Source organism: Streptomyces tsukubensis (genome assembly GCF_003932715.1).
In the GTDB taxonomy this organism is placed as follows: domain Bacteria; phylum Actinomycetota; class Actinomycetes; order Streptomycetales; family Streptomycetaceae; genus Streptomyces; species Streptomyces tsukubensis.
Genome location: NZ_CP020700.1, coordinates 5,550,222 through 5,570,053 on the forward strand (window position 1 = coordinate 5,550,222; position 19,832 = coordinate 5,570,053).

The window sequence follows — 19,832 nt, forward strand, 5'->3', positions numbered from 1 at the left end:
GGCGACGGCCGCCGCCCGGGGTCAGAGCCGGACCCGGTAGACGGTCGGGGGGCGGCCCGTGCGGCCCTCCTCGCGCCGGACGGTGGGCACCGCGACCCCGGCGCGTTCGAGGCGTTTGAGGATGCGGCGTGCGGTGCGCTGCTGGACGTCGAGGCGCTCGGCGACCAGATGGGCGGTGAGGCAGTCATCCGGCCCCTCGGCCGCGAGGGCCCGGAGACTGTCCAGGGTCCTCTGGCGGAGGCCGGTCCGGCGGGCCAGCGCGTCGGCCCCGCCGCCGTCCTCCCGCTCCCCGGCGGGACCGCGGCCGATCACGATGTCGACGCCGTCCCTCGGGCAGACCACGGCGGCCGCCGTACCGACGGCCCGGGCCCGGGCGACCGCGCGCGCGGCCAGTGCCTCGGCCTCCGCGGCCGTCCGCCCGAGACCGAAACCGATCCGGACCGTGCCGCAGCGGGCGGCGAGGCCGTCGAGGAACGGGAGACGGGTGAAGCCTGCCGTCACCTCCTCCAGAACGCCCTTCGTGGTGACGACCAGCGGCCTCCCGTCGGGCAGTTCGGCCAGGCTGCCGCCGAGCATCCGCAGCTCCCGGGCGAGATCCGGGCCGGGCTCCACCTCCACGATGCCCAGCGCCACCTGCGCGTCCCCGCTGTGCGCCCCTGCCGTGGCCAGCAGCAGCGCCTGGAGCGCGGCGCGGATGGAGTGCCGCGACGGGGAGAGCCGTACCGCGTGCAGTTCGTGTTCCAGCAGCCGGTACGCCGACCCGGCACAGGTCACCGCCACCCGCGCGCCCCTGCGGTCCCGGGCGTCGCGGTGGAAGTCCGCGAGATCGTGGGAGGTCAGCCCCGGACGGTACGGCAGCACCTGGACGTGCTCGGTGGGCAGCATCGCCTCCGTGAGGGTCTCCGCGACCTCGGCACGGCCGAGCGTGTCGATGGAGATCCGGGAGACGTCGTGGCCCAGGCGGAGCAGTTCCACCAGGGTCCGCAGCAGGGTCGCCCCGCTGTACGGGACGTACATCGCGGGCCGGTCCAGCGGCCCGGCCGCCGTCGCGACCGAGTACGGGACGATCCCGGTGAACAGCAGCGCGTCCGTCTCGGCCCGGGCCAGGGCGGCCGTCCGCCCGGTGTCGTCGTCACGCGGGCAGACGTACGGCCGGAGCCGCCGCACCCCGCATTCGGTGCCCACCACGAGGACCTTGTGCACGAGGTCCTCGGGGCCGATCACGCCGACCGTCGTCGCCATGGCCGCCCTCCCCTCTCGCCCGCTCCGGGGAGGTGCCTGCGCCGCCCCGCACCGTCCCGGCCCGGACCCGGTGACCGGTCCGGCGCCGGCCGCTGTTGATCCGGGGCGGGTTCCGGCGGAGGCGCGGGCCCGCGCTCCGACGCTGCCCGCGCCGCCCAAGATAGTGCCCGCTTCCGGCCCGCGGAAAGCGGTTCCCCCGGCAGCCGGCCGGGCCGGGCCGGTCAGGACACTCCTTCACCCGCCCCGAGCAGGGGGGCCAGCCGGAGGGCGAGGGCGCCGACCCGGCCGTCCGGCGGCTCCTGCGCCACCAGCGCGCCGACCAGCCGCCCGGTCTCGGCGTCCCGGGCCCCGGTGGCGGCCAGCAGCGCCAGCAACTGGTCCACCAGCCAGTCGCGCAGCTCCGGTGCGGGCGGCCGCTTCTGCTCGTCCAGCCACATCAGGGAAGCCGCCTCCACGGCCGCGATCCACATCCGGACCGTCATCCGCAGCCTCGGGCCCGGCCGTTCGGTGCCGAGATCGCGCAGGATCCGGTCGGCCGCCGCCCGGCGGACCTCGTCGACGATCGCGGTCGTCCGGGAGGACTCCGCGGCGCTGCCGCCGCGCAGCAGCGCGCTGAACCCGGCGTCGTGCGAGTCGACGAAGGCCAGATAGCGGTCCATCACCCGGGCCATCCGCTCACCGGGCGGACCCGGGTGCCGTTCAGCGAAGCAGGACTCCAGCTCGTCGGCGGCCGAGCGCAGGGCGGCCTCGTACAACTGCTGCTTTCCGCCCGGGAAGTAGCGGTAGACGAGCGGGCGGGAGACCCCCGCGGCCTCGGCGACGTCGTCGAGGGACACGTCCTCGGGCGGCCGGTGGGCGAAGAGGTCCAGGGCCGCCGTGAGCAGTTGGGCGCGGCGCTGTTCGACGCTGAGCCGCCGGTAGGCACGGGTCACCGGCGCGGAACTGGTCATGACGGCAGGGTAGCCCCGCCGCCCGCCCCGCCGATCCGGCGGCCGGCCCGCCCTCATGCCAGCAGGCCCGATGCCCTCCAGAGCCTGCGCCCGGGGCCGTGCAGCAGCCCGATGTCGTCGAAGAAGTCCGTCAGCCGCCGGGCGCCCGACTGCATCACCTCGCGGCGGTGCCCGCTCGCCCTGACCTGGGCGACCGCCTCGTGCGGGTCGAGCCCGGCGTTCGCGTACGCCGCCGGGCTGATGAAGCAGACGGAGAAGACGAAGGCGGTCTCCCCGGCGCTGATCCGGCTCAGCCCGCGCTCCCAGCGCGGCGCGCTCACCATCCGCCGCCGCAGCTCCTCACGGGCGTACCGGACATGCCGGGCCTCCTCGACGACATGGATCCGGGTGACGCCCCGGACCAGCGGCTGCACCCGCTCGTCGGGGAAGGTCAGCCGCTGCATCCAGTCGAGGATCTCCTCGCCGATGAGCGTGGCAGCGAAGGTCCCGGAGGGCGTCGAGACGGTCTTCAGGAAGCGGGCGAGATGGTGGTAGCGGCGCGGTACCGGATAGTCGGGGGTGCCCAGCTTCCCGATGAGCCGGGCGAACATCATCGAATGCCGTGCCTCGTCGGCGATCTCCGTCAGGGCGTACCGGACGTGATGGCTGGTCAACGGCTTGTCGTAGATATGGCGTGCGAGCAGCTGGGTGAGGATGATCTCGAACCAGATCCCGAGCGAACAGAGCGACGCCACCTCGTGCCGGGAGAGTTCGCGCCGCTGCTCCCCGGACATGCGCCGCCACAGCGGGGTGTCGTAGAGCGACACCAGCTCGGGCGGCCAGTACCAGCCGTCCGCCGTGAGCGGGGCGTCCCAGTCCAGATCCCGGTCGGGGTCGAACGAATGCCTGGCGGAGGCGGCGAGCAGCTTCCGCGCGACCTCCTCGCGGTCCCGCAGGGGACCGAGGGCGTCATGGGTCTGCCGCGGAGGGCGGCCGGTCACGGTCGTCATGGCGATGGACACCTCGGGGTCTCCGGTACCGACATGGACCCTCTTATCAGACTGTCTGTCAGTAGGCGCGTCAAGGGGGTGTGCGACGGGATGCCGAGCCGGTCATGGTGTCAACGCGCGGCAGTGAGCCGCTCGTTCGGGCGATGTGGCTCCGGACGCCTCGTGCCGGGCCACTCGGCGCGCCTGAACAGGGGTACGACCCCGGCCGCACCGGGCGCCGGTGAGCCTGCTCGGCCCGTGCGGCCGCCCGAGCCGGATTCGGCCGACCGGTACCTCTGAGGGGCCGCTCAGGCCCCCGGCGCCGGGAACAGTCGGCTCAGCGTGAACGCCTCCGGCGTCGGGCCCTCCGTGCGGAGCCGGGTCAGGCGCTCCTCCGCCTCGGCGACCGTGGGGCGGTGGCCCGACGGGACCCACCACAGCGTCGCCATCGCCTCGGCGACCCGCTCGAACCACTCGTGGCGGCGGGCCAGCAGCTCGCGGTGGGTACCGCGGTACATGAAGTCCTTCAGCCCGTCGACACCCTGCCAGACGGACATGTTCACGATCAGCCACTCGTCGTCGAAGATCCGGATGCCGGTGGCGTCGCCGTCCCCGGCGGCGTTGGCGTCGGTGGGTTCGTCTTTCAACCGCCAGACGAATCCGTCCGACGCCTCGGCCGCCGCGTTCACCGGGGCGAGGTTGTCGACGAAGTACTTCAGCTCGGGGGAGTCGAGGGGGAATTTGAGGCGGGCTATGTTCACCTGGGCGAGTTCGTGCGACGTCATGATCCGCACCTTAAGCGGGTGGAGCCCCCGGGGGCAGCACCCTTTTCCGCGCAACCGCGGGCTCAGTCCCGCAGCACCGCCTCCATCACCGCCCGGGCGATCGGCGCCGCGCTGCCGTTGCCGCTGATCCGGCCGCGCACGGCCTCCGCGTCCTCCACGACCACCGCGACCGCCACTCCCGGCTGGACCGCGTCGTCCGCCTGGGCCCAGGCGATGAACCAGGCGTACGGGGTGCCGGTGTTGTCCGGGCCGTGCTGGGCCGTGCCCGTTTTGCCGCCGACGCGGGCGCCGCGGATCGCCGCGTTCCGGCCGGTGCCGTCCTCCACCACCCGGACCATCAGCCGCTGCAGCTTCTGCGCGGTCACCGGGTTCATCGCCCGCCGGTACACGCGCTGGTGGTAGCGGCGGACCGGACGCCCCCCGGAGGTGGTGACCCGGTCCACCAGATAGGGCCGCTTCAGCGTGCCGCCGTTGGCGACCGCCGCCGACACCATCGCCATCTGGAGCGGGGTCGCGGTGGTGTTGAACTGGCCGATCGACGAGAGCGCGAGCTGGTCCACCGACATCCGCCGGTCGAAGGCGGAGGGCGCCACCGGGGACGGGATCCGCAGCGACCGGTCGTTGAAGCCGAAGTTCTCGGCCGTCCCGAGCACCGCGGGGAGCCCCGCCTCCGACCCCAGCTCCGCCAGCACCGAATTGCACGACCACTGGATCGCATAGGCCAGCGACGCGCCGCCGCAGCCCTCCGCGGCGTCCGGGAGCCGGGTCCTGGTGCCCGGCAGGACGTACGGGTCGGGGGTGTCGGTGGGCGCGTCCACATCCCGTACCAGCCCCGCGTCCAGCACCGCAGCCGCAGTGACGATCTTGAAGGCGGAGCCGGGCGGATACGTCTGCCGGATCGCGCGGTTCAGCATCGGCTCGGCGTCCGATCCGTTCAGCTCGGCCCAGGCCCTGCGGGTCGCCGGGCCGGTGCCCGACAGCACCCCCGGATTGTACGAAGGGCTGCTGACCAGCGCCAGCACCCGGCCGGTCGACGGTTCGAGTGCCGCGACCGCGCCGCGCCGGCCCGCCAGGCCCCGGAACGCCGCCTCCTGCGCCGCCGGTTCGATCGTGGTGTGCACCCGGCCGCCGGCGCGGCGGGACCGGCTCAGGTCGTTCCAGAGCGGGAAGACGGAGAGCAGCGGTTCCGTGCCCGACAGCGCAGCGTCCTCGGCGTGTTCGACCAGGGAGGTGCCGTACGTCTGGGACGCGTAGCCGGTCACCGGGGCGTACATCGGCCCGTGGGTGTACGTGCGCTCGTAGCGGAGCTGCTCGCGGGTGTCGCGGGATCCGGTGACCGTCCGCCCCCCGGCGAGGATCTCGCCGCGGGGCTCCGCGTACCGGGCGATCGGGCCGCGCCGGTTCGCCGGGTTGCCGTCCAGGGCGGGGGATTCGACGATCTGCACCCGGGCGGCGTTGACCAGCAGCGACGCCAGGAGGACGAGACAGAGCGCGGCCGCGCGCCGGATGGTCCGGGTCATCGGAAGGCTTTCCGCGGTCCGTCGAGGTTTCCGGCGAGCAGCGGGGACTGCTCCTCCGGTGCCGGATCGCCGTCCGGTCCGCCGGGCAGCGGTTCCCGGGCCGCGTCGCTCAGTCTGATCAGCAGCGCCACGATGATCCAGTTGGCGACCGTCGACGAACCGCCCTGGGCGAGGAACGGCATCGCCATACCGGTCAGCGGGATCAGACCGGTCACACCGCCGGTGATGACGAAGACCTGGAGCGCGACGATGGACGCCAGGCCGACCGCGAGGAGTCGGCCGAAGTCGTCGCGCAGGCCCAGCCCGGCCCGGAAACCGCGGGACACCAGCAGGGCGTACAGCAGCACGATCCCGGTCAGCCCGGCCAGTCCCAGCTCCTCGCCCGCCGTCGCCAGGATGAAGTCGGACTTGGTGGCGAAGCCGATCAGGGTGGAGTGCCCGAGGCCGAGCCCGGTGCCGAGGAGGCCGCCCGCGCCGAAGGAGAACAGCGACTGGGCGAGCTGGTCGGGTCCCCGCCCCGCCCGTACCGAGGCGAAGGGGTCCAGCCAGTCGTCGACCCGGCCGTGCACATGGGGTTCGACCGTGCCCACCGCGTACGCGCCCGCCGCGGCCAGCGCCAGACCGGCCAGGATCCACCCGGTGCGGCCGGTGGCCACGTACAGCATCAGCACGAACAGCCCGAAGAACAGCAGGGACGAGCCGAGGTCCCGCTCCAGGACGAGGACGCCCACACTGATCAGCCAGACGGTGACCACAGGGCTCAGCACCCGCGCGGGCGGCAGCCGGAACCGCCGCAGTCCGCGGCCCCGGAACGCCAGGGTGCGGCGGTTGGCGGCCAGATAGGCGGCGAAGAAGACCGCCAGCAGGATCTTCGCGAACTCCCCCGGCTGGAAGGAGAGGTCGCCCACCCGGACCCAGATCCGGGCGCCGTTCACCGGCGGGAAGAGGACGGGCGCGACCATCAGCACCAGGGCGGCGACCACCGAGACGTACGCATAGCGGGCGAGCAGCCGGTGGTCCGGGAGCAGCGCCACCACCACGATGAACAGCCCCACGCCCAGCGTCGACCAGACCAGCTGGGCGGGGGCCGCGGCACCGTCGGCGGTCTCCAGGTCGAGGCGGTAGATCAGCACCAGGCCGAGGCCGTTGAGGAGGACCGCGATCGGCAGGACCAGGGGGTCGGCGCCGGGGGCGCGCAGCCGGACCGCGAGATACGCCAGCAGGGCGAGGGTGCCGAGCCCGGCGCCGTATCCGAGGACATCGGGCGGTACGGCTCCGCCGCGGGCGAGGCCCACGGCGGCGTATCCGTACACCGGGATCAGTACCGCACCGGCGAGCAGCAGCAGTTCGACACCGCGCCGACGCCAGGCGGCCGCCCGGGGCACCGGTCCCGTGCCCGTGCCCGTGTCCGTACCGGTATCGGTGCCGGGGCCTGCGCTTGCGGTCATGCGGGGCAACGTAGCAAGCGCGAAGTGTTATGTCCGTTATGCGGGTCCGCGGCGTGGGGTGGACGCCCGTCACGGCGCCCCGCCGCACGGCGGTCCGTTACGGCAGCGTGAGGCGGGCCAGGGCGCCGCCCTCCGGGGAGTTGCGGAACGTCAGCGTCGCACCCAGCACCGACGCCTGGCCCACCGCGATCGTCAGACCGAGTCCGTGGCCCTTGGTGGTGCCCTCGGTACGGAACCGCTCCGGGCCGTGGGCGAGGAGATAGCCCGGATAGCCCGGACCGCCGTCCGAGACCGTCACCGCCGGGCCGTCCACGGTCAGCACCACGGGCGGCGCCCCGTGCCGGTGCGCGTTGGCCACCAGATTGCCCAGCACCCGTTCCAGCCGCCGCCGGTCCGTCTCCACGGTGGCGTCGCGCACCACCCGTACCTCCGTGCCGGGTCCGGCCGCCCTGGCCACCCGCGCGGTCAGTTCGCCCAGCTCGTACACGGCCAGGTCGACCGTCTCCCGGCCGGCGTCCAGCCGGGAGATCTCCAGCAGGTCCTCGGTGAGCGCCCGCATCGCCCGCACCCGGTCGCGCACCAGCTCCGCCGGGCGTCCCTCCGGGAGCAGTTCGGCCGCCGCGGTCAGTCCGGTCAGCGGGGTGCGCAGCTCGTGCGCCACGTCCGCGGTGAACCGCTGCTCGCTGAGGAGTTTGTGCTGGAGCGACGAGGCCATGGTGTCCAGCGCCCCGGAGACCGTGGCGACCTCGTCCTGGGGGCGGGAGGGGTCCTCGGCCCGCGGGTCGCCGACCCGGGCGTCGAGATCACCGGCGCTGATCCGCCGGGCGACCTGCGCGGTCAGATGGAGCCGCCGGGTGACCCGGGTCACCGCGAACGCGCCCACCAGCAGCGTCACACCGATCGCCAGTCCGGCGGAGCCGAGGATGGCCCGGTCCAGGGCCGAGATCGTCCGGGCGCTCTGCGTGTAGTCGATGCGGACGGCGATCGCCCGGCCGTCCGCGGGGCCCGCCGCCCACATCGTGGGGCGCTCCCGGTAGCTGCCGACCATCGTGCCGCGTTCACCGCGCAGCGCCAGCTCGCGCAGCCGGTCCGGCAGCCCGGCCGGGTCGACGCCGCCGAACTTGGGCAGCGGATGCCCCGCCTCGTACGCCTCGGTGACCTCCTCCAGTCTGCCCAGCGCCTTCTCGCGGGAGGCGTCCACGGTCTGCCGGGTCACCCCGACGTGCACCAGCACCCCGAGCAGGGTGGCGAGGGTGCAGCACATGACCGTGATGAAGAGGGCGGCCTTCCAGGTGAGGGTCGCGGTCCAGCGGGGGCGGCGGGCCCAGCGGCGGAGTCCGCGGGCGGTGCGGTTCTTCGGGCGGCGCGGCAGCGGGGCCGGGCGTTCGGCGGTGTCCGGCCCGGGGCGGCCGTCCCCGGTGGGGGCGGGAGGCGGTACGGGGGAGGGCCCGCCGTCCCCGGCCGGGGACGTGGGTGGAACGGGGGACGACGGTGCCGGTACACGGGACCGGAGGCGTCCGATCGGGAGCTTCACGGCCGACCCGCTCCCGTGCCGCCGCCCCCGCCGAGACCCGCTCCGGTGCCGGTGCCCGCGGCCGGTGCCGGTTTGTCCGAGCGCGGCTTCACCCGCACGATCTCGTCGCGCGTCGGCAGCATCGCCTGGTGCTGCTCGTCCCAGGACCAGGCCGTCCGGTACTCGTACCCCGGAATACCGGCCGATACGGACCGCAGGATGATGTCCCGGCCCGCCAGCTCCACGCTCACGAGCTGGTCGGACGTGGCCATGATCCGGGTCAGCACCCGGGGGTCCTTCTGCGCGCCGGGCGTGAAGACCCGGACCTCGGTCAGCTGCCTGCCCAGCCGCACCCCGACGATCAGCTCCTCCCGGCGGTCACCGGTCAGATCGCGGTAGTACGGGGTGAGGACCGGGCACTCGCCCGGCTTCCGCGCCGTGCCCGCGGCACCCTTCCCGCCCCGAGAGGCGCATGCCGCCAGCCGGTCGGTCAGCGGCTCGGGCGGGCCCTTCGGGTGGTAGTAGGACATGGGGTAGGTGCGGGCCTCGGCCCGGACCACGGCGACCGGGTCCAGCGCCCGGACCCCGCCCGACGGCACCTGGACGCCCGGTATCGCCACCGTGTCGATCTCGCCGTAGTCGTACGGGGGCGCGGTCACCGGCGGCAGATCGGGCCAGAGCCGTACCGGCCCGGTGGCCGTCGGCGTCGGCCCGGCGCTGCGCAGATCGCCCGCCGTGCCGCAGCCCGACAGCAGCCCCGCCAGGACGGCCACCGCCCCGGCCAGCAGGGCCGGGACGGTCAGCGGACGACGGGCGCGCGGGCGCAAGGGTCTCCTCGCCGGGCGGGGACGGGCGATGGCTTCCCGTCAAGGTGTGCATGGTTTCCCGTCAACCATATGAGATGTCCGGGTCCGCTCCGGCCCCGGTACGGTCAGCGCTGGTACGGATTGCCCGGGGCCCCGGGCTGGCCCTGCTGGCCGGGCTGGCCGGGCTGTCCCTGCTGGAACGGGTTGCCCTGGGCGAACGGGTTGGCCTGCTGCGGACCGTGCCCCGGCGCGGGCGCCGTCGCGGCCTGGACCTGCAGCTGCTCGGCCTGCTCCCCGGAGAGCTGCGATTCCGCCCCGCAGAAGGTGCACTGCGTGCCGTACTTCGTCGAGACCGGGAACAGCGGCACGAAGAACAGCGTGAACTTCGTGACGCGCTTGCGCAGGGTGTGCGCGGCGGGGTTGCCGCAGCGGCCGCAGACCAGCGTCACTATCGCGAGCTGGTACAGATATCCCTTGGTACCAAAGATGATCATGAACTGGTCCTCCCGTTCAGCGCCTGCCGGCACAGGGCCAGCAGCCTCTCGTCCCTCACGATGTCATGACTCCCGTACCCCCCGTCTATCGCGTTGTGACGGCGCACGTGCACCAGCTCGGAGCGGAGCAGCCCCGCCGCGCCCCGGGCCCCGGCCGGAAACGCGCCCCCGCCGTTGCTGGTGTCCGCCCCGCCGGTCAGCCGCTCGGCGGTCGGGATCCGGGTGCTCGGCAGCGAGTCCCACGCCGCCCGCAGCACCGGCCACGACAGCCCCGGGCCGCCCGTCACGCTCCACAGCGCATGCGCCGCGTCCACCCGGGTCCACGGGTCGGCCGCCGTCAGGAGCGGGGCGAGGACGGGCGCGGCCCCGGCCCCCGCCGGGCCCATCGCCCCGACCGTCTCCGCCGCCACCCGCCGGGCCCCCTGGTCCGTCCCGGCCAGCGCCGCGCAGAGCACCGGCAGCACCGCGTCCGCATCGCCCTCGACCGCCCACAGCGCCGCCGCGGCCTTCGCCCCGAAGGCCGGCGACGACCCGTTCCGGCGGGCGCCGTCCCGCAGCAGGGCCCGCAGCCCGGGCACCGCCTCGGCGGCCGCGGGACCGAAGGCCGCCAGGGCCCGCAGCACCAGCTCGGCCACCCACTCCCGGCGGTACTCGGGCGCCCCGCGCAGCAGCCGCAGCACCTCGGGCAGCGCCTCGGACGCCCGCAGCGCCTTCACCGCCCACAGCAGCGAACCGGCGGTGTCGTACAGCCGGTCGTCGAGGGGGAGCGCGCCGAGCCGTTCGCGCAGCGCCGGGACCAGCGGCGCGGCCGCCGCGCCCAGATGGCCCACCGCGAAACCCAGGTCCCGGGGCAGCGGATCCCGCTCCAGCAGCCGCGCCAGCACCGGTACCGCCCGGGCGTCGCCGGTACGGGACAGGGCCACCAGCGCCCGGCCCAGCGCATCCGGCTCCTCCGCCCACCGCCGCACCCACCGGCCCGGACCGCCCGCGATCACATGGTCCGCCAGGGCGTCGGCCGCGGGCCGCGCCAGCCCGTGCAGATCCTCCAGCGCGGTGACGGCGGCGTCCGCGAGCCCGGGCTCGCCGTCGTGGAGCTGCTCACCGATCAGGCCGACCAGTTCCCCGTACTCCCCGCGCCAGGTGCGCATCAGCCGGGCACTCATCCGGACCGCGTCGATCCGCTGACCCCAGTCGGGACTGCACAACTGGTCGGCGAGGAGCGCGATCCGGTCGTCGACCCGGTCTCCGAGACCGTCGTGGAGGGTGCGCAGCAGATCGCCCGTCCACGGTGCCGTCCGGGCGGCACGCTCCGCCTCCCGCTGGTCGAGCAGTCTGCCCAGCAGCGCCCCCGGACCCGGTGGCGGTACGGGCCGCGGCGGCGGCCCGGCCGGGGCCCGGTGGAAGCGCTCGGGCCCGCGGCCCGTCCGCAGCTCGCGGAGGAGTCCGGTGACGTCCGGCACCACGTCGGCGGGCAGGGTGTGCGGGGCGCAGCGGGCGAGCTGGGCGATGGCGGAGAGCCGCAGACCGGGATCGTACGGCCGGCCGGGGGCCGGTGCCCCGGGCCGGGTGCCGTCCGCTTCCCGGCCGGTCCGGCCGGTCCGGTCCCGACCCTTCGCCCGCGTCTGCCGGTCCGCGCGCTGCGCGCCGCCGGGACCGCTCGTACCCCCCTGACTTCCCGGCCCGTTCGGACCGGTCACGTCGGTCACGCCGTTCGGATGCGGCCGGGTGCGGACCGGCGGTTCGGGCGGCAGTCCCACCGCGTACGCGTCCGGGTCGTACACCGACGGCTTCCCGTCGTGCGGACTGCGGGTCAGCGCGGTCAGCCACTCGACGACCTCCGGCGCCAGCCCGTCGTGCCGCAGCGCGATCCGCCCCCCGGCCTCCACGTACGCCAGCCGGACCTCCGGGTCGGACTCCACCTTCAGCCGCTCCCGCAGCAGCGCCAGCACCAGGGCCGGTTCGCCGTGGAACGCGGCCAGGGCCAGCGGCACCGTCAGCCGTACCCCGCGGTCCTCGCAGCCCACCAGCGACAGGAACGCATCGGCCCCCGCCGTCACCGCCGAGGCCGCCATGGCGTAGTTCGCCGCGGACTCGAACTCCTCGCACTCCGGGTCCAGCTCGTCGTCCCCGTCGAGTTCGATACCGCCGATGCTGGTCAGCAGCTCGATGATGCCGCCGCGGTCCGGCACCGCCGGATCCACCACCAGTTCCAGCAGGAACGGTATGCAGGCGAGCGTCGAATCGTAGACGTCGCCCTGGTGGTGGACCGCCCCGTACATCGCGTCCAGCGCGGACTCCCGTACCGCCGGATCGGCCGAAGCGAGCCCCCGCAGCAGCCCCGGCACATCTCCGGCGGATCCGTAGGCGTGCTCCAGTCCGGCCCACTCGACCTCGTCGATCCCCCCGAACACGTGTGCCTCCTCCCCGGGCCCCGTCCTCACGGAGCACCACAGGCATACGCCCGCAAGGGGTGCGTTCACCACCCCGTTCGAACCATTCGTTCGGTGGAAGTGTGCACCACCGAGCCGACATGGAGTCGGCAACGAACGCACATGGCGAGGTTATTGCCCCCGAGGGCCGGGGACTGGTCCCATGGGCCGGAGCGCCACGCCGGGTGGCCGGGGGCCGGAGGTGAGGGCATGGCGGGGTTACTGCGCGTCACACCGGCAGGCGACCGCCTGTTCGTCCGGGCCCGGGACGGCCGGATCGTCGGCTGGTACGACCCGGAGGACGGCGTACCGGGCCCCGGCGGGGCCGGTGAGGGTGGCCGGATCCGTATCGCACACGAACCACTCCGCGCCGAAGTGCTCGCCGCACTCGCGCCGTTTGTGACGGGTGAGGTCACCGTGGGGCCGCCGCCCGTGCCGACCTCCGCCCGGCTCGCCCGGCTGGCGCTGCACCCCGACGACGATCTCGCCCCCAACCGGCCCGGCGAGGCCCTGCACGCCCGGCTCGACCACCTCCCGGCCCGGGGGAGGGCGGCCCGCGCGCTGCACGATCCGCACCGGGCGGACCGCACCCTGCTGACCGCCGAACAGACGGTGGGTGCCGCGCTCGACGGCTGGGAGGGCGCGGGCTGGCGGCTGCTCCACTCCTTACCGCTGCCCGGAGACGACAGGATCCCCCATCTGGCCGTGGGCCCCGGCGGGGTGTTCGCCGTGCACACCGTGCCCGCGCGGCGGCTGCCGGTCCGGACCGGGGCCGCCCTGCTGCGCCCGCCGGGCACCGGACGGGACACCGCGGTGCCGCCGCTGAGACTCGCCCGCCGCCGCGCCGAACGCGCCTCCTACGCCCTGGCGACGGCGGTGCACCCGCTGCTGGTGCTGGTGGGCCCGGCCGGGCGGACGGCCGTGCCGCCGGGCCCGGCGGACGTACGGATCCTGTCGGCCGCGGACGTACCGGCGCTGGCCGCGCTCGGCGGCGTACTCAAACCGGCGGACGTCGAGACGGTGTACGCGACGGCGCGCGACCGCCGCACCTGGACGAGGACCTGACCCGCCACTACCCCTCCCCGTCCGCGCCCGCGTTTCCGTTGGTATCCGGGTCCGTGTCCTGGGGAAGCCTCAGCCGGACCACCGTCACCGTCGCATGGCGGGTGGTGCGGACCTCCACCTCCGCCACCAGCCCCGGCTCCAGCGGCCGGTAGCCGATCTCGCCCAGGCCCGCGGCCGTCGCCCGCCCCTCCGGACCGGCCGTGCCCGGCGGCAGCGCGGCCGCCGCCTGTGCCCTCAGGGCCGGGCTCAGCGGGGCCGAGACGACCGGGGTGCCGTCGCCGCCCCGGAGGACGACCACCAGGGCGCGCGGACCGGTCGCCGGGCCGGTATGACCGGTCACGGCCGCGTCCCGCAGCGTGGTGTGCCGCAGCTTCTGCCAGGTCCGGGCGCCGCTCCGGTAGGTCCGGCCGAGCTGCTTGGCCACCAGCCCCTCGACACCGATCGCCGGAAGCGCCTCGTACCAGGCGGCGGCCTCCTCCGCATCGAGCGTCATCGGCACCGCCTGGAGCGGCGGCCCCAGGGGTTCGAGCAGGGCCACCAGCCGCTCCCTGCGGTACCGGTAGGCCCGGGCCCGCAGATCCGTGCCCGCCTCCGCGATCAGATCGAAGGCGGCGTACGAAGCCGGAAGCGACCGCGCCAGCTCCGGCGCGTGCTGCGCGGTGGCCATGGCCCGCTTCTGCACGGCGGCGAAGTCGGTACGGCCGTCCCGCCAGACGACGACCTCGCCGTCGAGTACGGTCCCCGGCGGCAGCCGCCGGGCCGCCGCCGCCAGATCGGGGAAGGCGGCGGTGACGATCCGGCCGGAGCGGGCCTGGAGCTGTACCTCCGGGGCGCCCCCGGGGCCGGAGTCGCGGAAGACCAGCATCCGATGGCCGTCGAACTTGGGCTCGTACGCCAGATCGGCACCGCGCGGCAGGCTGCTCACGGACACCGCAAGTGCGGGCCGCAGCGGTGGCCGGAGCGCGGGCGGCAGCAGACGGTGCGGCGCGTTCACGGCAGGGGCCGGGCGGAGGCCGGGTCGAGGAGCGGGGCCAGCAGGTCCCCGTACCGTTCGAGCCGGGGGCCGATCTCCGCGAAGCCGAAGGCCAGCTCCCGCCGCTCGGCGACCTCCTCCCAGGTCACCGGCGCCGAAACGGCCGGCTCGGGGCGGGCGCGCAGCGTATACGGGGCGGCCGTGGTCTTCGCGGCGGCGTTCTGGCTGTGGTCGACGAAGACCTTGCCGGGCCGCAGGGCGCGGGTCATCCGGTGCACCACCAGCCGGGGCAGCGCCTCCTCACCCTCCGTGGCCAGCCGTTTCGCATAGGCGGACACCTGGGCGGACGGGGTCGGGGCCAGGGGGACGAGCAGATGCAGCCCCTTGGACCCGGAGGTCTTGACCCCGGCCGTGAGTCCGTCCGCCGCCAGCCGCTCGCGCAGCCAGAGGGCGACCTCGCAGCACTCCACGACGGTCGCCGGGGCCCCGGGGTCGAGGTCGAACACCAGCCGGTCTGCGATCCCGGGCGCCCCGGCCCGCCACTGGGGGGTGTGGAACTCCACAACCAGGTTCGCGGCCCAGACCAGCGACGCCAGATCGTCGACGACGACCTGCCGGGCCCCGGGGTCGTCGGAGTGCGGCACGGCTGCCGTCCGTACCCACGACGGAGTACCGGGCGGCGGATTCTTGGTGAAGAAGCGCTGGCCCGCCGGTCCGTCCGGATAGCGCAGGAAGGACACGGGCCGGTCCCGCAGATGCGGCAGCATCGCCTCCGCCGTGACGGCGTAGTAGTGCAGCAGCTCGCCCTTGGTGGTGCCGGTGGCCGGGTGGATGACCTTGTCGAGGTTGCTGAGCGTGATCCGTCGCCCGGCCACCTCCGTGATCGGCGTCATACGATGAGAATCACATGTTTATTGGGCGAAAGGGATCAAAGTGCGATCCATTTGGAATGGTGCGATCTCCTTCGGGCTGGTCAGCATCCCGATCAAGCTGGTGAACGCCACCGAGAACCATTCGGTCTCCTTCCGGCAGATCCACACCGCCGACGGCGGCCGGATCCGCTACCGCAAGGTGTGCGAGCTGGACGACGAGGAGGTCCCCGCCGCCGAGATCGGCAAGGGGTACGAGGAGGCGGACGGTTCGATCATCCCGATCACCGACGAGGACCTGGCCGCGCTGCCCCTGCCGACGGCCAAGACCATCGAGATCGTCGCCTTCGTCCCGGCCTCGTCGATCGACCCCCTCCAGATGGACGCGGCGTACTACCTGTCGGCGAACGGCGTGCCCGCGGCCAAGCCGTACACCCTGCTGCGGGAGGCCCTGAAGCGGAGCCAGAAGGTCGCCCTGGCCAAATTCGCCCTGCGGGGCCGCGAACGGCTCGGGATGCTGCGGGTCGTGGACGATGTGATCGCCATGCACGGGCTGCTCTGGCCGGACGAGATCCGGCAGCCGGAGGGGGTGGCGCCGCAGACCGAGGTGACCGTGCGGGCCGCCGAACTCGACCTGGCGGACGCGCTGATGGACACGCTGGGGACGGTCTCGATGGACTCGCTGCACGACGACTACCGGGAGGCGGTCGAGCGGATGATCGCGGCGAAGTCGGAGGGCGGACGGGCGCTGCCGGAGGCCGCGCCCGCGGAGACCGGTGGGCAGGTCATCGACCTGATGGCGGCGCTGGAGAGCAGTGTGCGGGCGGCGAAGGAGGCCCGGGAGAAGGGGACGGAGGCCGCCGAGGTGACCCCGATCGCGGGCCGGAAGCGTACGGCCGCGAAGAAGACGGCGGCGGCGAAGAGGCCGGTGGCCGGAAAGGGGTCGGCCGGGAAAGCGGCGGCGAAGTCGGCGGCCAAGGGCAGTGCCAGGGGCGGGGCGAAGAAGTCCACCGCGGCCGGGAAGGGCGCGCAGTCGGCGAAGCCGGCGGCGAAGAGCGTGAAGTCCATGGCCCGGACGGCCGGGACGGCGAAGAAGGCGGCCAAGGCGGCACCGAAGAAGCGGGCGTCGGCCTGAGCGGAGCCGTACCGAAGGAACCGGACCTGCGCGGGCCGGGCCGATTCTTCCGGGACGGTCTTGTCAACACCCCTGACGGGTGACGTTCTTGAAAGCCTTGAGAACGTGAAAGTCACGGACGACGGACGGCCCGCCCGGAACCGTGGTTCCGAGCGGGCCGCCGCCTGCTGCTGTTCCGCTGTCAGGTCAGCCGTGACCTCGCGTCACGTGCTCATGTGGAACACGTACTCACTTGCCGAACCAGGCGTTGTGCACCGTGACGGACGCCTTGTTGTTCTTCTTGTCTGTGACGAACGCCCGCAGCGTCAGCGCCTTCCCCTTCGCGGGGCTGGTCACCGTCGCCTTGCCGCTCTTCACGACGACGCTCTTCCACGTCTTGGCGTTGTCGTACGACACCTGGACCGTCAGCGCCTTCAGATTGCTTCCGGCCGCACCGCCCTGCACCACCACGGGCACGGACAGCGCACGTCCGGCCGGAGCGGTGGAGTCCAGCGCCAGCGCGGGCGTGAAGCGGACCGTGGAGACCGGCAGCTTCACCGCGCTCTTGCCGCGGACCGAGGTGAAGGTCCACGAAGCGTCGACCCGGGTGGCGGTACGGGTCACCGACGGGCTGCGGTTGACCGTGGTCGCCAGGGTGTACGTGGCCGAAGCCGACGGCACCCGCCACAGCGTCTCGTCCGCGGGCAGCTTCTGCACACCGAGCAGCGTGCCGTTGCGGTGGAGACTGGTGATCGCGGTGGTGTACTCGGTCTGGCCCACCGCATGCCCCGCGCCGTCGGAGAGGAGCATGACCGACGGGTAGAGGTAGTTGGCGTCGCGCTCCAGCCCGCTCCACGAGTTCACCAGCGGACCGTGCACCCCGACGTTGAAGTTCTGGGTGTACGTCGCTCCCGCGGCGTACCGGCGCACGTTCCCGGAGCCGTAGAGGGCCTCGAACACCGGGAAGCCCTCGGGGTCCAGCCCCTTGTACTGGCCGCCCATGATGTCCCAGAGGACGCCGTCGCCGGTGGACAGCCACACATGGCGCACGCTCGCCGCGGGCTGCACGGAGAAGACGCCGGAGTCGTTCGACGAGTAGTCCGGCAGTTCGCCGTAGGCGAGGACGGCGCCCTGCTTGCCCGGTACGGACGCGCCGAGGCCCACCTTCACCAGGGCCAGGTCCTTGGACGCGTAGACCTTGCTGTAGCCGTTGCCCAGCTGCTGGACCGGGCTGCCGGAGAGGGTGTTGAACTCCGAGGTGCCCCGCTCCCACTTCGCGTACCACGACTGCGACAGGGAGCCGTCGGTGTAGCGCGGCCCCTGGTAGGCGGTGCGGATGTTGTCGAAGCTCTCGAAGCCGTAGCCCCGGGAGATCAGCGAACCGTCGGGCAGTTCCAGGCTGTACGTCATCCCGGCAGCCGTCTGCTTGGCCTGGCTGTCGGGGACCTTGACGGAGACCGGCTTGGTGGTCCGGCCGTCCAGGACGACCGTGATGTCACGGTCGACGGTCAGCTTCGGGTTGTCGATCAGGTCGGCGCCCTTGCCCGGGTCCGCCGGGTCGACGTAGGCGTCGGCCGACATGGCGTACGTGCCGCGCGGGATCCGGAGCACGGCGCTGCCCGAGGACAGATCGGGGGAGACCGAGTGCCCCTCCGTCTCGCCGCCCAGACTCTGCAGCTCGGCCTGCCAGGCACCGCTGGACGCACCGTCGCGCCCGATGCCCTGGAAGGTGACGCTGTACGACTCGATCTCGCGGTCCACCGCGGCCGGGGTGCGCACGGTCAGACCGCCGCCGGAGGCGACGACGGTGGCCGAGTACGAGCCGTTGACCGTACCGCCGAGCGTGGTGTCGGCCGTCAGGCCCACCGAGGCGGTGCCGCCCTTGGGCACGGTGATCTGCCGGGCCCCGAGGGTGAAGAAACCGGCCGGGGCGGGCCGTCCGTCGGCGCCCGTGGGGTTGGCCAGCGACAGGTCGAGGACCACGTCGGCGTCGCCGGAGTTGCGGTAGGTGAGCTGCCGGGTGACCGGGGTGTCGTCGTTGTGCGGCCACTGCTGGGTGCCCAGATTCAGGCTCGGCTGCTCGGCGACGACGGTCTGGTCGAGCGCCTTGTCGACCGCGATACGGCCCGCGCCCTGCTGGAACACCGAGTAGGTGCCGCCCTTGGCCGAAGCCATCAGCGCGGACTTGAGCTGCGCGCTCGTCCAGCCGGGGTTCTTCTGCTTGAGGAGCGCGGCCGCGCCCGCGGCGTGCGGGGTCGCCATGGACGTGCCGTCCATGGAGATGTAGCCGGCCGGGTTCTGGCCCGGCGCGTTCGCCAGCGCCGCCGCCGTGGTGGCCACACCGGGCGCGGTGACATCGGGCTTGATGCCTCCGTCCCAGTTGCGCGGGCCGACCGCCGAGAAGCCGGCGAGCTTGTCGTCGTCGTCGACGGCGCCGACGGTCAGCGCCGCCTCGGCGCTGCCGGGCGAGTCGATCGACTTCGGGTCGGGGCCGAAGTTCCCGGCCGCGACGGCGAAGAGCACGCCCTTCTCCGCGGAGAGCTTGTTGATCTGCGCTTCCAGCGCGTCGATCTGCGGGGTGTCCGAGCCGCCGAGGCTCAGATTGAGCACACTGGCGCCCTGGGCGACGGCCCAGTCGATACCCGCGACGATGCCGGAGTCGTCACCGCTGCCGCCGTCGTCGAGCACCTTGGCGTTGATCAGCTCGGCCCCGGGGGCCACGCCCTTGAAGCGGGCGTCCTTCTTCCCCGTACCGGCGGCGGTGGACGCCACATGGGTGCCGTGGCCGTCGCGGTCGGCGGCGGTCGTCGAAGCGGAGAAGTTCTTCTCGGCCACGACCCGGCCCGCCAGGTCCGGATGGGTGGAGTCGATCCCGGTGTCGAGGACGGCGATCTTCACACCGGTGCCGTCGAGGGACCGCGCCCAGGCGGCCGGGGCCCCGATCTGCGCGGTGCTGCGGTCCAGCGACGCCTTCCGCACACCGTCCAGCCAGACCTGCCCGATACCGGACGTCGCGGTGGCCGAGCCCTCGCCGTCGGGGCGGGTGAGGGCGTCCCACAGTTCGCCCGCGGTGCCCGTGGCGCTGGTGACGGCATCGGCGCCGAGCGTCGCCAGGGTCCGGCGGACCGTGGTGCCCTCGGCCGAGCGGACTTCCGCCCGCGCCTTGCCCGCGGTGGCCCCCCGGTAGCCGACGATCACCTTCAGCCCGGCGCGGTGGGCCTTGCGGCTCTCCGGCTTCGCGAGTTCGGTGATGTCGAACAGCCGCCGGTCGAGCGTGCCCTTCGCGATCAGCTCCCGCGCGTCGCGCGGGATGACATAGGTGCGGCCCTGGTGGGTCCGGGTGAAGACGGGTATGCCCTCACGGCCCTTCGCGCGCTGGATGCTGACGATCCGTCCCCGGTTGTCCACCAGGACCCGGTCGCCGGTGATCAGCGTGATGGTGTGCGGGGCCCTGCCCTTGGCATCGGCGGCCCCCGCCGCCGTGGTGGAGGTGCCCCGGTCTCCGTTCCCGGCCGACGCCGGGCTGGTCATGCCCGCCGTCAGCGCTACGGCGGCCGCGGCGGCAACGGTCGCCGCGTACGCCTTCTTCGGTTTGTTCGTTGGGCTGCGCAAGATTCCCCCTGCTGAGGAGCGATGCGGGCGGGCGAAGACACCGG

General features: G+C 73.9%; 15 protein-coding genes. 2 read left to right on the forward strand and 13 right to left on the reverse strand.

Translation table 11 applies throughout. From position 1 onward, the window contains the following. Positions 1 to 21: 21 nt before the first annotated feature. The 10 genes from B7R87_RS23060 to B7R87_RS33180 form a co-directional block, all read right to left on the reverse strand. Positions 22 to 1,242 (reverse strand): helix-turn-helix domain-containing protein, encoded by a 1,221-nt coding sequence (locus B7R87_RS23060; protein ID WP_006346648.1) that lies wholly within the window; start codon positions 1,240 to 1,242, stop codon positions 22 to 24. 221 nt (positions 1,243 to 1,463) lie between these two features. After that, on the reverse strand, positions 1,464 to 2,192 hold the full coding sequence (locus B7R87_RS23065; RefSeq protein ID WP_006346647.1) for a TetR/AcrR family transcriptional regulator: 729 nt from the start codon (positions 2,190 to 2,192) through the stop codon (positions 1,464 to 1,466). Positions 2,193 to 2,245: 53 nt separating this feature from the next. Further along, positions 2,246 to 3,181, reverse strand: coding sequence for an AurF N-oxygenase family protein (locus B7R87_RS23070; RefSeq protein ID WP_006346646.1), 936 nt, complete (start codon positions 3,179 to 3,181; stop codon positions 2,246 to 2,248). 287 nt (positions 3,182 to 3,468) lie between these two features. Continuing rightward, on the reverse strand, positions 3,469 to 3,945 hold the full coding sequence (locus B7R87_RS23075; protein WP_006346645.1) for a DUF3291 domain-containing protein: 477 nt from the start codon (positions 3,943 to 3,945) through the stop codon (positions 3,469 to 3,471). Positions 3,946 to 4,007: 62 nt separating this feature from the next. Continuing rightward, on the reverse strand, positions 4,008 to 5,465 hold the full coding sequence (locus B7R87_RS23080; protein WP_006346644.1) for a penicillin-binding transpeptidase domain-containing protein: 1,458 nt from the start codon (positions 5,463 to 5,465) through the stop codon (positions 4,008 to 4,010). Continuing rightward, a complete protein-coding gene (locus B7R87_RS23085) occupies positions 5,462 to 6,913 on the reverse strand; it encodes an FtsW/RodA/SpoVE family cell cycle protein (protein WP_006346643.1) in 1,452 nt (483 codons plus the stop codon). The genes B7R87_RS23080 and B7R87_RS23085 overlap by 4 nt, the downstream gene beginning before the upstream one ends. Positions 6,914 to 7,010: 97 nt before the next feature. Then, positions 7,011 to 8,177: a sensor histidine kinase gene (locus B7R87_RS23090; protein ID WP_006346642.1), complete on the reverse strand. Its 1,167-nt coding sequence runs from the start codon at positions 8,175 to 8,177 to the stop codon at positions 7,011 to 7,013. 266 nt (positions 8,178 to 8,443) lie between these two features. After that, positions 8,444 to 9,253: a hypothetical protein gene (locus tag B7R87_RS23095; RefSeq protein WP_130584826.1), complete on the reverse strand. Its 810-nt coding sequence runs from the start codon at positions 9,251 to 9,253 to the stop codon at positions 8,444 to 8,446. Positions 9,254 to 9,357: 104 nt separating this feature from the next. Further along, positions 9,358 to 9,726 (reverse strand): zinc-ribbon domain-containing protein, encoded by a 369-nt coding sequence (locus B7R87_RS23100; RefSeq protein ID WP_006346640.1) that lies wholly within the window; start codon positions 9,724 to 9,726, stop codon positions 9,358 to 9,360. Then, positions 9,723 to 12,137, reverse strand: coding sequence for a PBS lyase (locus B7R87_RS33180; protein ID WP_187144534.1), 2,415 nt, complete (start codon positions 12,135 to 12,137; stop codon positions 9,723 to 9,725). The genes B7R87_RS23100 and B7R87_RS33180 overlap by 4 nt, the downstream gene beginning before the upstream one ends. A 228-nt stretch (positions 12,138 to 12,365) precedes the next feature. On the opposite strand from B7R87_RS33180, the gene B7R87_RS23110 reads away from it, so the two are divergent. Then, the gene (locus tag B7R87_RS23110; RefSeq protein WP_130584825.1) at positions 12,366 to 13,220 is read left to right on the forward strand and encodes a nuclease-related domain-containing protein; all 855 of its coding nucleotides are present in this window, start codon (positions 12,366 to 12,368) and stop codon (positions 13,218 to 13,220) included. 7 nt (positions 13,221 to 13,227) lie between these two features. Here B7R87_RS23110 and B7R87_RS23115 read toward each other — a convergent pair whose 3' ends face one another. Further along, the gene (locus B7R87_RS23115) at positions 13,228 to 14,145 is read right to left on the reverse strand and encodes an ATP-dependent DNA ligase (protein WP_269847464.1); all 918 of its coding nucleotides are present in this window, start codon (positions 14,143 to 14,145) and stop codon (positions 13,228 to 13,230) included. A gap of 65 nt (positions 14,146 to 14,210) precedes the next feature. After that, on the reverse strand, positions 14,211 to 15,086 hold the full coding sequence (gene ligD, locus B7R87_RS23120) for a non-homologous end-joining DNA ligase (RefSeq protein ID WP_006346635.1): 876 nt from the start codon (positions 15,084 to 15,086) through the stop codon (positions 14,211 to 14,213). Between the two features lie 40 nt (positions 15,087 to 15,126). On the opposite strand from ligD, the gene ku reads away from it, so the two are divergent. Next, complete coding sequence (ku, locus tag B7R87_RS23125; protein WP_006346634.1) at positions 15,127 to 16,197, forward strand: non-homologous end joining protein Ku; 1,071 nt, start codon at positions 15,127 to 15,129, stop codon at positions 16,195 to 16,197. A 228-nt stretch (positions 16,198 to 16,425) separates the two neighbouring features. On the opposite strand, the gene B7R87_RS23130 is transcribed toward ku, so the two are convergent. Continuing rightward, positions 16,426 to 19,707, reverse strand: coding sequence for a S8 family peptidase (locus B7R87_RS23130; protein ID WP_006346633.1), 3,282 nt, complete (start codon positions 19,705 to 19,707; stop codon positions 16,426 to 16,428). Between the last annotated feature and the right edge of the window lie 125 nt (positions 19,708 to 19,832).